This is a genomic window from Polycyclovorans algicola TG408 (genome assembly GCF_000711245.1).
Taxonomy (GTDB): Bacteria; Pseudomonadota; Gammaproteobacteria; order Nevskiales; family Nevskiaceae; genus Polycyclovorans; species Polycyclovorans algicola.
This window is the reverse complement of the sequence record NZ_JOMH01000001.1, coordinates 1,265,260-1,278,788: the sequence shown is the minus strand read 5'-3', so window position 1 is coordinate 1,278,788 and position 13,529 is coordinate 1,265,260. Positions and strand designations below refer to the sequence as shown.

The following is a 13,529-nucleotide window of genomic DNA, read 5'->3' as shown; positions in this document are numbered from 1 at the left end:
TTGCCGGCGGCAGCCCTGTTGCTGTTGGCCGCCTTCGCGCCGGGCGCGCAGGCCCAGGGCGCGCCGCCGACCTTGACCGGGCCCATCACCGTCACCGCCGATGAGGTGGACTGGAACGACGAGCAGCGCATGGACTATCGCGGCAACGTCAAAATGACCGCCGAAGGCTTCACCTTGGTCGGCGATCAACTGCAACTCGAACAGCGTGCCGACGGCATCTTCGTGCGGGTGGATGGCCAACCGGCCCGCCTCGATCAGGATGATGCCCGCATCGACGGCCGCGTCTCGGCACAGGCCCAACAACTCACCTACGACGCCGCCAGCCAGTGGATCGAGCTGACCGGCGACGCCCGCCTGGACCGCGGCAAGGACCGCGTCGAGGGACGGACCATTCGCTACAACGTGACCGCACGACAGGTGCAGGCGCGGCGCGCAGCCGATGACGACGACCAGGTTCGTATCATCATCGACAACAGCCGCCTGCGCGATGGCGACGACGCCATGGACGACGACCCTGTACCGGAACCCGCCGAGACCGAAGCGGACGACGCGCCTGCGCCGGAGTCGACGCCATGACGGAGGCATCAGTCCTCGCGGCGCGTAATTTGGTCAAGCGCTACAAGCAGCGCACCGTGGTGCATGACGTGTCCATCGAAGTCCGCGCCGGTGAAATCGTTGGCTTGCTCGGCCCGAATGGTGCCGGCAAGACCACATCGTTCTACATGGTCGTGGGCTTGGTGCCCGCCGACGAGGGTGAGATCGTTCTCGACGGCGAAAACCTGACGAAGATGCCGATGCACGCGCGGGCCCGTCGCGGCATTGGCTACCTGCCACAAGAGGCCAGCATTTTTCGGTCGATGTCGGTGCAGGACAACGTGCTGGCAATTCTCGAAACCCGCGCCGATCTTGACGGCGCCGCGCGTCAGAAAGAGCTCGACCGGTTACTCGGCGAGCTGCACATCGACCATATTCGCGATGCCCAGGGGCAAGCGCTGTCGGGCGGTGAGCGCCGCCGCGCCGAGATCGCCCGGGCGCTGGCCGCCAACCCACGCTTCATTCTGCTGGACGAGCCGTTTGCGGGCGTCGACCCTATCGCGGTGGGCGACATACAGAACATCGTCCACCACCTGCGCGACCGCGGTATCGGCGTGTTGATCACCGACCACAACGTGCGTGAAACACTGTCGCTGTGCGAGCGCGCGTACATCCTTGCCGAAGGAAGGGTGATCGCCGAGGGCGTACCCGATGCGCTATTGAGTAACGAGACGGTTCGCAAGGTGTATCTCGGCGAGCAGTTTCGGCTCTGACCGTCAGCGGTGGCGTCCACAAAAAAGGCCAGCCCGAGGGCTGACCTTTTTCTGCGACCTTGCATCACAAAGCTACGGCGTCACGATCTCAACGGTGATTGCACTCACAACACCCTCGTCCCCGATGGGACCCACGGCAGTCGCCGCGCCAGTTTCGAGGTCGACAACGTAGAGCGTCGACAACGCGGCACCCGACGTCTGCAACGCGGCGAGACCCAACTCGGTACCGCCCGAAGTGGCAATGTCGAGGCTCTGCTCGGCGGCGTCTTCGCCGTTGGGCGGCAAGCTGACGCCCAGCGCACCAACGCGCACCAGCGCACCATCATTGGGCACCGCAACCCGTGCCAGTGAGCTGTCGCGCGCGTCCAGCGCGTACTGGAAATTGCCCATGCCGGGATTGCTCGCACGATAGGCGGTGGCCACCACCTGCGGCGCAGTGGAGGTCACCCTCGGCGTTCCGTCGACAAAGGCGAAGCCTGCGGCACGCGCTTCTTCAGCGAGCACACGGTCGGCTTGCAAGTTCACACGCAGGTTTTGCGCCGTATCGCTCACGATGCGCAGCAGATCAGCGCGGGGGTTGAAGTCGACGCCGAACTCACTGCCGTTGAGCGGCACAGACAGGGTCACGGCCTCGGTCAGATCGAGAACCGTCGGGTCTGTCTCACTGTCGGTCACTGCAACCACCCGGCTCTCGCTGGTCAACGCGTAGCCGGTGTCCTTACCTACTTCCAGCGATGTCGTGCGGATATCCAAGCCGACAAGGCGCTCGCTCTCCATGAGGCCGTTGAAGGTCAGCGATTCACCGCTGTCGACCAGCGCCGGCGTGGATCCCAGGGTCAGCGTGTAAGGCTCCAGCGTGTCGGCAGTCGCACCCGACGCCACGGCCGCCACTTCGCGCTGCGCAGCAGGGCTGTCAGCATCTCGTGACACGACAACCGCGACGTAGTTGTCCCCGCGCAGCGCGCCCAGCAGACTTGCCTCACCGGTGGCGGGGTCGATGGTGTAGAGGCCACTTTCGCCATCCACCGTCAGCGCCGCGTAATGCTCGTTCACCATGTCGGCCGCCGAGTAGTAGATGTCGTAACCGTTGGCGCCGGTGGCATCGACCCCCAAGTCGCCCACCACCGTCATCGGCCCGAGGTTGGCGTCCTGGGTGTAAAGGCGATCATTCTCAGTATCGATGACGTAAAGCACCGTACCGTCGAGATCGACCTCTGCGTTCGTGTACGCCGCAGCCGTCACACCTTGGCGATAACCCATCAAGCCATCAACCAGCGTACTCACGTCCATTGATGGCGGATTGACGAGCGCCGCCGTGGGCACCCGCAGATTCTTGCCGTCATCTCCGATGATACGAAGGGCGTTGGCAGCGGGATTGAAGTCGACGCCGATTCGGTTCGCGGTGAGCATCGTGCCGTCGCCCATGATCGCCTGGAGCTCGGTGGCCATGGCGGTCTCTGGGTCAATCAGCAGCGAACGTCCGGCGCTGGTGAGCGCATGCAGGTTGCCATCTGCGGGCCGGAAGTCGAGACCGACTATCGACTCACCCGTCCCCAGACTACTGACCGTTCCCAGCGACTCAACCGTCTCAGGGGCTTCGACACTGAACCGGATCAACTCAGCGGACCCACGTATACCGAATACCCCCTGACCGTCGAAGTCCACCGGTACCAGCGGAGAACGGCTATTGTCGCTTGAACAAGCGGCCAGCGCGGCCAGAGTCAGGATCGAGGCGCCAAGGATGCCCACTTTCGGTCGTGAGATGAATTTTCCAGGGCCGGTTGAATCACTCAATTTCATGTCGTACTCCGTTTTTGGATGAGTGCTGCTGATCAGCTACCGCTTGTGCAACTTAACTAGCTGTAACGGGGCCGGAACAATCCCGGATGCACAAATCGCTTCTGGTGAAGATGCACCACGCCATCAGCTCGACACCAGACATCCTCAGGGCACAAAAAAAGCCGACGGTGAAGTACCGTCGGCTTTCAGATACCACGTACGCTTCAGAGCAAAACGTTACTCGAAGCGCACCGTGATCGACCCGACCGGATCAGATCCTGAGGCACCGATCGTTCCTAGCAGCGTCACGGCGCCAGTCTCGAGATTGACTGAGTAAAGCGCCGACCGGTTTTCCTCGGCAAGACGCAGTGCGGCCAGAGCGAGGCTGTCGTCTGGACCGGCAATGTCCAGACTTTGCTCAAGCACTGCCATGCCATTTCTCGGCAATGTGAGACCGCTACCGAGCGGCCCAACCACTTCCAGTGCGCCGTCATTGGGCACAACGACTCGGGCCAATGTGCTGTTCTCGGCATCAATGGCAAACTGGAACGAGCCGTCGACCGGCGCGGCCCGATAAGCGGTGGCCACGATCTGCGGCCCCAGCTTCGGCGTCGCGCCGTCGCCCTCATCAGGCAGAACGATGCGGGTTGTACGGTCGACAAACGCAAAGCCACGCGCACGCGCTTCGCCCTGGAGCTCACGGCCCACATCGAGATTGACCCGCAGGTTTTGACCCTCATCACTCAGGATGCGAAGCAGGTCGACGGCAGGATTGAAGTCCACAGCAAAGGCATTGCCGTTTAGTGCAGTCGAAAGCGGCGCGGCATCGGCCACCGCCAGAACGTCACCCGAAACGTCGTCCAACGCCACGACCCGATCTTGCGAAGTCACCGCGTAGACGGTGTCCACACGGTTTCCGTCACGCGAGGTAGTGCGCGAATCAATACCGACCAAACGCTCGCCCGGCATCAATCCACTGACAGTCAGGGTCGTGACCGGTGTGCCGGTGAGTTCGAAAGGCTGGCGGTTGAACGCAAAGCTCTTGATGACATCCTCGTCGCCCGAGCTGTCGAGCACCAAGGCACGCAGCGGCGGCGCAATCGGGGCGGTCGGCGGCGCATTTTCGATGACCACGAGTCCGCGGGCCTCATTCACGCCTTCCAGCGTTGTCGTCAGCGTCATCACACCGGTTTCGGGATCGAGCAGGTAAAGCAGCGTGTTGACGCCCGACGCGGTGACCACAAAATGTTCGTTGGGGTCATCGACACCGCCTTGGAAAATATCGTAACCGTTGACCGAGGAGACATTCACATTGAGCTCGGCAACGAAGCTCAACTCACCTTCGTTCGCATTTTGCAAGTAAAGAAAATCGTCTTCGCTATCGATGACGAACAACTGCGTTGCAGGCTCGCCCATCTCGGGCTCAAAGTCGGGGTGCGGGTTCGAGTACGCCGCCGCCGTTACACCCTTCTTGTAACCCATGTTGCCGTCAACAATTGTGTCGATCGGCGGCACCATTTCAGGGATGGTCAGCGCGCCAGTGGGGATGCGAAGGTTGGCCCCGTCATCAGCGATGACCCGCAGGGCGTTGGCGGCCGGGTTGAAGTCGGTGCCGATGCGCCCGGTGGCAGGCAGCGTCGTGCCGGGGCCCATGATTGGCTGAATCTCGGTCGCCATCAGGCTGGGGTTGGCAGAGCCCACTATCTCGGCAAGGAAAACACTGCCTAGGCGGCTGACGGCATATAGCTGATCGTCATCCGGCCGGCGGTCGAGGCCGACAATCGTGTCACCTGCAACCGTCGGAAACGACCCAAGTGAGAGCACCGAGCCAGGGCTCGACGGTGAAAAACGAACCAGTTCGTCATCGCCACGGATGCCATAAACCATGGGCACCAGGGTGGGGGTTGGAGTGACTGAAGGACTCGGTGAGACGGACGGACTCGGAGACGCAGGGACCGTCGGACTAGGCGACACAGAGGGGCTCGGCGAGACCGACGGGCTAGGTGACACGGAAGGGCTCGGTGAAGCCGAAGCGGTCGGAGTCGGAGGTTGCCCCGTATCGTCAATGACTCGGCTGTCATTACTGGACGAGCATGCGGAAAGCGTAAGCACCCCCGCTGCAAATAAAAACGCAGGCAAGCCCCGCGTCGCGCTCAACTGTTTCAGCATGGTAGATCCCCTGAGTGTTTCTGACATAAGTTCCCGACTTTTTACACGGTTCGATGAAAAATTGCGCTATTCCCCGCAGGAACGGGGCTTTTTGGTTGCTTCTTCAACTGCTCAACTTAAGGGTTCGCTAGAAGGGAATGTCGTCATCTTCAAAGGCGCCTTCGGGCGCCGGCGGCGCTGCGCGTGAGGGAGCGTTTGCCCTGGCAGCCGGCGCGGCGCTGCGGGCGGGTGCGCCGTAGTTGCTGTCGTCATCCATCGACGCGGTGCCGCCACCGGGTTTGCCATCGAGCATCTGCATATCGCCGACGCGAATTTCAGTGGTGTAGCGGTCGCGGCCTTCCTTGTCCTGCCATTTGCGGGTGCGCAGGCTGCCTTCGACGTACACCTTGGAACCTTTGCGCAGATATTTGCCGGCAATCTCGCCGAGCTTTCCGGGAAACGTCAGGTTGTGCCATTCAGTGGCTTCGCGCGCTTCGCCGGTTTGCTTGTCTTTCCAGTTTTCGGTGGTGGCCAGCGTGGCATTGGCCACCGCATCACCGCTGGGGAAATAGCGCACTTCTGGATCCTTGCCCAGATTGCCGATCAATATCACTTTGTTTACGCCACGTGCCATGTGTAGACCTCTTGTTTCAGCATTCAGAATAATTGCGTCAAGTGCTGCGGGACGGTTTGTCAGGCCCGCGCATGCCCCGCGCGAAGCCCAACCAGAGTAGCGGCAGGGCAGCGGCCCCGGCAAACACCGCGGCCGCGCCGCCCCACCCCAGCGCGAAGCCGCCCAACACGCCGCCGACAAATCCGCCCAGGAACTGGCTGCTGGCGTAGACGCCCAGGGCAGCCCCTTTGAAGGCCACCGGCGCCTGTCGGGAGATGAGCGACGGCAGTGCACCCTCTAGGAAATTGAAGGCAATGAAGAACAACAACAGGCCGCCAATGACCGCCCAGAAAACGTCATGCCCCAGCGCCAGCACGCTCAGCGTCGCGACCAGCGTCGCCACGGCCGCGACGAACACGGTGCGGATTCGCCCTTCGCGCTCGGCCCAGCGAATCAGCGGGAACACCGGAATGATCGACAGCATCAAGACCGGCAGGTACACCTGCCAATGTTGGGCTTGGGCCAGTTCAAGTTGGTCGACCAGCACCAGCGGCAGCGCGATGAAGAGCATGGCCATGGTGCCGTGCAGCAGGAAAATGCCGCCGTTGAAGCGCATCAACTCAGGGTCCCGCCAAACTTTGGCCAAGCCCCCTTTGGCCGGTGCGCCCAGGGGCACGACGGGAACCGCCATGATCACCAGTGGCAGGGCCAGCAGCGCTGCCAAGCCCGTCATCCAGAAGATGCCGTCCACGCCGATGAATCCGGCCACCACCGGCCCCAACGCCAGCGCGAGAATGAAGGCGACCCCCATGCCGGCGCCGAGAATCGCCATCGCGGTGGTGCGCACTTCAGCACGGGTCGCATCGGCCAGCCACGCCGACACCGCAGCCGACACCGCGCCCAGACCCTGCACCAGACGGCCGAACAACAAGCCCTCGACCGTGTCGGCACTACCGGCGATGAAGCTGCCAAAGGCAAACACCAGTAGCCCAATGACCACCACCGGCCTGCGGCCGATGCGGTCCGACAGCCAGCCCAGCGGCATTTGCAGGGCCGCCTGCGCCAAGCCATAGATGCCGATGGCAAGGCCAATCTGCAGGGCGGTGGCCGGCACGCTGAAATCGCGGGCGTGTAGCGCGAGCACTGGCAACACCATGAACATGCCGACCATGCGCAGCGCGTAAACCAGCGCGAGAACCGCCACGGTGCGGCGCTCCAGGGGCGTCATTCGGGGTGAGGCGGCGGCGCGGGCGTCCAAGAAGCAGGGGGCTCAATGTAAGAGATAAGACGGTGGCGCTGAGCGCTTCCGTATAGTACCGGGTTTGCCCCTAGAGCCTTGCCCTGATGGACTTCCTGCGCGTCCGTGGTGCCCGCACGCACAACCTCAAAAATGTCTCACTCGATCTGCCACGCAATCAGTTGGTGGTGATCACTGGCCTGTCCGGCTCAGGCAAGTCCAGTCTCGCCTTCGACACGCTGTATGCCGAGGGCCAGCGGCGCTATGTCGAGTCACTGTCGTCCTACGCGCGCCAGTTTCTGTCGATGATGGAAAAGCCCGACGTCGACAGCATCGAAGGGCTGTCGCCGGCAATCTCCATCGAGCAAAAATCGACCAGCCACAACCCGCGCTCGACGGTGGGGACGGTCACCGAAATCTACGACTACCTGCGCCTGCTCTTTGCCCGCGTCGGCACCGCACAATGTCCCGATCACGGCGTGACGCTGGAGGCGCAAAGCGTCGCGCAGATGGTCGACACCGTCATGGCGCGAAGCGACGGCTCGGCGTGGCTGCTGCTGGCTCCGGTGGTCCGCGACCGCAAGGGCGAGCACGCCGAGTGGTTCGAGCAGGCCCGTGCCCAGGGCTTCGTGCGGGTGCGTGTTGACGGCACGGTGTACGAGCTTGACGACGTGCCCACCCTGGATCGCAAGAAGAAACACAACATCGACGTGGTGGTGGACCGCTTCAAGGTGCGCGACGACCTCAAGCAGCGCCTCACCGAAAGTTTTGAAACCGCACTGCGCCTGTCCGATGGCCTGGCAAGCGTCATCCCGCATGGTGGCGATTCCGCGCCTTCGGCACGGCCCTCTCCCCCGCAAGCTGGAGAGGGGAGCACCATGACCTTCTCGGCGCGCATGAGCTGCCCGCACTGCGGCTACGCGCTCAACGAACTCGAACCCCGGCTGTTCTCGTTCAACGCACCGGCCGGCGCCTGCCAAAGCTGTGACGGTCTGGGCCAGATGCAAGTCTTCGATGCAGCGCGCGTGGTGGCCCACCCCGAGCTGTCACTCGCCGACGGCGCCATCCGCAGCTGGGACCGGCGCAACCCGTATTACTGGCACTTCATCCAGTCGCTGGCAGCGCACTACGGCATTGATGTGGAGCAGCCCTTCAACCGTCTCAGCGAGGCGCATCAGCAGGTGGTGCTCTACGGCAGCGGCAGCGAGAAGCTCAAGTTCGAATATCCCGACGAGCGCGGCCGGCTGCGGGTGTCAACCCACAAATTCGAAGGTATCATTCCCAACCTGGAACGGCGCTATCGCGAGACCGACTCCGACGCGGTGCGCGAGGAACTGGCGCGCTATCTGTCGGAAAAAGCCTGCCCCGATTGCAGCGGCCAGCGTTTGAACCGGGCGGCACGCAACGTCTTCGTCGCAGAGCGCAATTTGCCGTCACTGACCACGCTGTCGGTGCGCGACGCCGAAACCTTTTTCACTCAACTGGCGCTGCCCGGCCACAAGGGCGAGATCGCCGACAAAATCCTCAAGGAAATCCGCGAGCGTCTTGGCTTCTTGAACAACGTCGGGCTCGATTATCTGACCCTCGCGCGCAGCGCCGAAACCCTGTCGGGCGGCGAAGCGCAACGCATTCGCCTCGCCAGCCAGATCGGCGCCGGGCTGGTGGGGGTGATGTACGTGCTCGACGAGCCCAGCATCGGCCTGCACCAGCGCGACAACGCGCGCCTGCTGCAAACGCTGTTCCGGCTGCGCGATCTGGGCAATACGGTGATCGTCGTCGAGCACGATGAAGATGCCATTCGCCACGCCGACCATGTGGTCGACATCGGTCCCGGCGCCGGCATTCACGGTGGTCACATCATTGCCCAGGGCAAGCCCGAGGTCGTCGCCAATCACCCTGACTCCATCACCGGTGCCTACCTGTCGGGACGCGAGGCCATTGCCGTGCCCACGCAGCGCACCCGCTGGAATGCCGAGGCGCAGGTACGCATCCGCAACGCGCGCGGCAACAACCTCAGGGGCGTGACCGCCGAAATTCCGGTGGGGCTGATGACCTGCGTCACCGGCGTGTCGGGCTCGGGCAAGTCGACGCTGATCAACGACACGCTCTACGCCCAGGCAGCGCGGGATCTGAACCGCGCCTCCACCTTCGCCGCGCCCTGCGACGGTATCGACGGGCTGGAGCTGCTCGACAAGGTGATTGACATTGACCAGTCGCCCATCGGCCGCACGCCGCGCTCCAACCCGGCCACCTACACCGGGCTGTTCGGGCCGATTCGTGATTTGTTCGCGGCAGTGCCGGAATCGCGTGCCCGCGGTTACACGCCGGGGCGCTTCAGCTTCAACGTCCGTGGCGGGCGCTGCGAAAGCTGCCAGGGCGATGGCGTGATCAAGGTCGAGATGCACTTTCTGCCCGACATCTACGTCACCTGCGACACCTGCCACGGCCGCCGCTACAACCGCGAGACGCTGGAGATCACCTATCGCGGCAAGACCGTCGACCAGGTGCTGGCCATGACCGTCGAAGAGGCCACCGAATTCTTCAAGGCCGTGCCAGCACTGCACCGCAAACTCGCCACCCTGATGGACGTGGGCCTGAGTTACATCACCCTGGGCCAAAACGCGACCACGCTGTCGGGCGGCGAAGCACAGCGCGTCAAGCTGGCCAAAGAACTGTCCAAGCGCGACACCGGCCGCACGCTCTACATCCTCGACGAGCCCACCACCGGCCTGCACTTCCACGACGTCGCGCAGTTGATCAAGGTGCTGGAGCGACTGCGTGATCACGGCAACACCGTGGTGATCATCGAGCACAACCTCGACGTCATCAAGCGTGCCGACTGGGTCATCGATCTGGGTCCCGAAGGCGGTAGCGGCGGCGGCGAGATCGTTGCCAGCGGCACACCCGAGCAGGTTGCACTGGTGAAGCGCTCGTACACCGGACAGTTTCTCGCACCGCTGCTCAAGCCGCGCCGCAAAGCGGCCTGAGGCGGGCTTGGCCGCGCCGCCAACGGCTGGGGTCTTTCCGCCGGTTTCGCCGCCCTCGGGCCGGGCTTACACTCAGCCCGGGGGGCAGACTGCCCGGAGTGCATCAATCGACACTGACGACGCATGGTCACGGCCGCGTCTTGGAGAGCAGACATGAACTACGTGGTCACCGGGGCGACGGGTTTCATCGGCAAATTTCTGATCGAGCAACTGCTGCAGGACGAGGGCGTGACCGTTCACGCGCTGGTGCGCGACGGGTCAGAGGCCAAGTTCGAAGCGCTGAAAAGTCGCTTCGCCAGCCTGCCCGGCAAGCTGCAACGGCTGGCGGGTGACGTCACCCAAGCCGACGTGGTCAGCGCCGCCAGCCTGAAAAAGCTGGTCGGCAACGTGCAGCACGTGTTTCACCTCGCCGCCGTCTACGACATGGGCATGAGTGATGACACCGCCAACCGCATCAACATCGAAGGCACGCGCAACGTGCTCGCCTTCGTCAAAGCACTGGGCGGCGAAGTGCGGCTGCACCACGTCTCGAGCATTGCGGTGGCGGGCGCCAGCTTCTCGGGGCGCTTTACCGAAAAGATGTTCGACGAGGGCCAGAACGTCGACCATCCGTATTACCGCAGCAAGTTCGAGAGCGAGGCCATCGTCCGCAACGAATGCGCCGTGCCGTACCGCATCTACCGGCCAGGCATCGTCGTCGGACATTCCGAAACCGGCGAGATGGACAAGATCGACGGGCCTTACTACTTCTTCAAGAGCGTGCAGAAGATCAGTTTCGGTCTACCGAAATGGATTCCGCTGATCGGCATCGAAGGCGGGCGGGTGCCGATCGTGCCGGTCGATTACGTCGCCAAGGCGCTCAAGGTCATTGGCTTGGCCAAAGCCGGTGATGGCCAGTGTTTTCACCTGGTGCAGTCCGACGCGCCGACCGTCGGCGACCTGCTGCAGACCCTGCTCAAGGCCGCGCATGGTCCGGAAATCACCACCAAGCTGGACATCCCGTCCGGCCTGCTGAAGTTGGCCGATGAAGCCACCAAGCGTGTGCCCGGCAACATCGAAAAGATGTTGTCAAAAGCGCTGGGGGCGCCGCTGTCGACCATCAGCTATGTCCGCAACGAGGCCGTGTTCGACGACCAGCAGACCCGCAAGGCGCTGCGTGGCAGCGGCGTCAGCTGCCCTGACTTCCGCGACTACGCGCAGGCGCTCTGGGAGTTCTGGGAACTGTTCCTTGATCTCGACATCACCCTGCCCAAGGGCGCGCTGAAAACCCTCGCCGGAAAAGTGGTGATTGTCACCGGCGCGTCCAGCGGCATCGGCTTCAACGTCGCCAAGAAGCTCGGCGGCGCCGGCGCCAAGGTGGTGTTGGTGGCGCGCACCCGCGAGAAACTGGAGCAGACGCAGTACATCATCGAAAAGTCCGGCGGTGAGGCGCACGTGTATCCCTGCGACCTCAACGACATGAACGCCATCGACCGCTGCGCCCAGCAGATTCTCGAAGATTTCGGGCATGTCGACGTGCTGGTCAACAATGCCGGCCGGTCGATCCGCCGTGCGGTGATCGAATCCACCGACCGCTTCCACGACTTCGAGCGGACCATGCAGCTGAATTACTTCGGCGCGATTCGCATGATCCTCAACTTCTTGCCGAGCATGGCCAAGCGCCAGAGCGGGCATGTGATCAACATCAGTTCCATCGGCGTGCTCGCCAATGCGGCACGGTTTTCGGCTTATGTCGCCTCCAAGGCGGCGCTCGATGCCTTCTCGCGTTCGCTGGCCGCCGAGGTCAAGCACAAGAACATCGAAATCACCGCCATCTACATGCCGCTGGTGCGCACGCCGATGATCGCGCCCACCAAGATCTACGATTACGTGCCCACCTGGAGCCCGGACCACGCCGCCGATGTGGTGGTCAAAGCCATCGTCGGACGGCCAAAAAGCGTCGCCACGCCGCTGGGCACCGCAGCGGCCATCAGCTACGCGGTGTGGCCGAAGATGAACGACTACGTCCTCAACAAGGGCTTCAACCTGTTCCCGTCGTCGTCGTCGGCCAAAGGCAAGAAAAGTGGCGGCGAGTCGGACAAGCCGACCCTGCAACAGGTGGTCTTCGCCAACCTGTTCAAGGGGGAATACTTCTGAGCCTGCGGCCTCATTATGGTCGGCGCCGCCCGGCGCCTTGATGCGATGCACGCGCTGATGCCAGGCATCGTCGGCTGGATGATGAGGCTCGGCCACGCGGCAGTTGCCTGCCGGTCATGATCGACGAGCGCCTGCGCGCAGCCCTTGCGGCGCTGGTCGCCGCCGCGCTGCACTTGGGCCTGCTCGCGTGGTGGCTGCCCTGGCTGACGTTGTGGCCCGACTCACCCGCCACGCCAAGCCCCGAAGGGCCGCGGCCAGGTGACCTTGAGATCGACCGCCCATTCATTGCCGTCACCCTGCCGTCGGGCCCGATGGACCTCGAATGGTCGCTGGGGTCGATTGACGCTGCGGCGCCATCACCGCGCTTTGACCGCCCCGCCGGCAAGCCGCTGGGGAGCGATCGGTTCAGCCAACTGGGTGACGCGGCCGCCGAGGCAGAAGCCTCGGGCGAGCGCGACGCCGACGCCCTGACTGCATTGGCCCAAGCCCCGGCCGAGTTCATTGCCGAAGTCAGCTTGGCCGGCGCTCAGCTACGCCTGGCACCGATGCTCGGCGACGTGACCCTGGGCGAGCCCGATGCGCCGCCAGCCCGGGTCAGTGACGCGCCGACCGGGCTTGCCAGCGCGCCACCACCGGCCGAGCGGGCCCGGCCCGCAGCGACGGTCACGCCCCCACCACGTGAAAGGGTCCGCGCAACACCAACCGCAACGCCACGCCCCGCCGCCCGCCCGACGACAAGGCCCAGCCCAGCCGTGACCCCCGCCGGGCCTGAGCCCCTGGCGACGACCCTGCCCACTGCCGCACCGCCGGTCACCCCGCCCCCGGTCGTGACCCCGCAGCCGACGCGTGTCGTCCCGCCCGAACCCGCGCCGCCGCAACCGGACGCCACCCTGCCACCACTCTGGCCCGACCTTGCCCCGCCGCAACCGCCGGCAAGGGCAACGCCGCCACCCAGCCTGATGCTGGGCGAAGGCGGCAGACCCGACCGCGGCCCGGGCGCATTCACGCCCAACAGCAATGCCTTCTTCTCGCGGATGACCGCACACCTGTTCGCGGCCAACCAGCGGGCGCTGGCCGAGGCGATTCGCGCCGGTCCGAAATTGACGCTGGTGGTGCGCTTCTGGATTGACCGCCAGGGCCGCGTGCTCGACGCGAGGGTGGCGCGCAGCAGCGGCGTTGCTGAACTCGACCGCCGCGCCGAAAAGGTGCTGCTCGACGCCTCGCCCGTGCCGCAACTGGCGCCGGACATGCCGCAGGAAACCCTCGAATTGAGCTTCCCGGTGCAGGTCTACCGCTGACCGGTGTCACAAACGAAAACGGCC

General features: G+C 64.1%; 9 protein-coding genes. 5 read left to right on the top strand and 4 right to left on the bottom strand.

Going from position 1 to position 13,529, the window contains the following annotated elements; all coding sequences use genetic code 11:
* Positions 1-576 (top strand): lipopolysaccharide transport periplasmic protein LptA, encoded by a 576-nt coding sequence (lptA, locus tag U741_RS0106155; protein WP_029889607.1) that lies wholly within the window; start codon positions 1-3, stop codon positions 574-576.
* Positions 573-1,307 (top strand): LPS export ABC transporter ATP-binding protein, encoded by a 735-nt coding sequence (gene lptB / locus U741_RS0106150; RefSeq protein ID WP_029889606.1) that lies wholly within the window; start codon positions 573-575, stop codon positions 1,305-1,307. The genes lptA and lptB overlap by 4 nt, the downstream gene beginning before the upstream one ends.
* A gap of 72 nt (positions 1,308-1,379) precedes the next feature.
* Here lptB and U741_RS0106145 read toward each other — a convergent pair whose 3' ends face one another.
* The 4 genes from U741_RS0106145 to U741_RS0106130 form a co-directional block, all read right to left on the bottom strand.
* Positions 1,380-2,924, bottom strand: a complete 1,545-nt coding sequence (locus tag U741_RS0106145; protein ID WP_161776144.1) for a DUF4394 domain-containing protein — start codon at positions 2,922-2,924, stop codon at positions 1,380-1,382.
* Positions 2,925-3,323: 399 nt separating this feature from the next.
* Entirely contained in the window at positions 3,324-5,255 is a 1,932-nt protein-coding gene (locus U741_RS0106140; protein WP_152551510.1) for a DUF4394 domain-containing protein, read from the bottom strand.
* 127 nt (positions 5,256-5,382) lie between these two features.
* The gene (gene ssb, locus U741_RS0106135; protein WP_029889603.1) at positions 5,383-5,868 is read right to left on the bottom strand and encodes a single-stranded DNA-binding protein; all 486 of its coding nucleotides are present in this window, start codon (positions 5,866-5,868) and stop codon (positions 5,383-5,385) included.
* Between the two features lie 37 nt (positions 5,869-5,905).
* On the bottom strand, positions 5,906-7,051 hold the full coding sequence (locus U741_RS0106130; protein WP_161776142.1) for an MFS transporter: 1,146 nt from the start codon (positions 7,049-7,051) through the stop codon (positions 5,906-5,908).
* Positions 7,052-7,191: 140 nt separating this feature from the next.
* Between U741_RS0106130 and uvrA the strand changes: the two genes are divergently transcribed.
* From uvrA to U741_RS0106110, 3 genes are all read left to right on the top strand, one after another.
* A complete protein-coding gene (gene uvrA, locus U741_RS0106125) occupies positions 7,192-10,071 on the top strand; it encodes an excinuclease ABC subunit UvrA (RefSeq protein ID WP_029889601.1) in 2,880 nt (959 codons plus the stop codon).
* Positions 10,072-10,224: 153 nt separating this feature from the next.
* The gene (locus U741_RS0106120) at positions 10,225-12,207 is read left to right on the top strand and encodes an SDR family oxidoreductase (protein WP_029889600.1); all 1,983 of its coding nucleotides are present in this window, start codon (positions 10,225-10,227) and stop codon (positions 12,205-12,207) included.
* 116 nt (positions 12,208-12,323) lie between these two features.
* On the top strand, positions 12,324-13,505 hold the full coding sequence (locus U741_RS0106110; RefSeq protein ID WP_029889599.1) for an energy transducer TonB: 1,182 nt from the start codon (positions 12,324-12,326) through the stop codon (positions 13,503-13,505).
* Positions 13,506-13,529 lie beyond the last annotated feature (24 nt).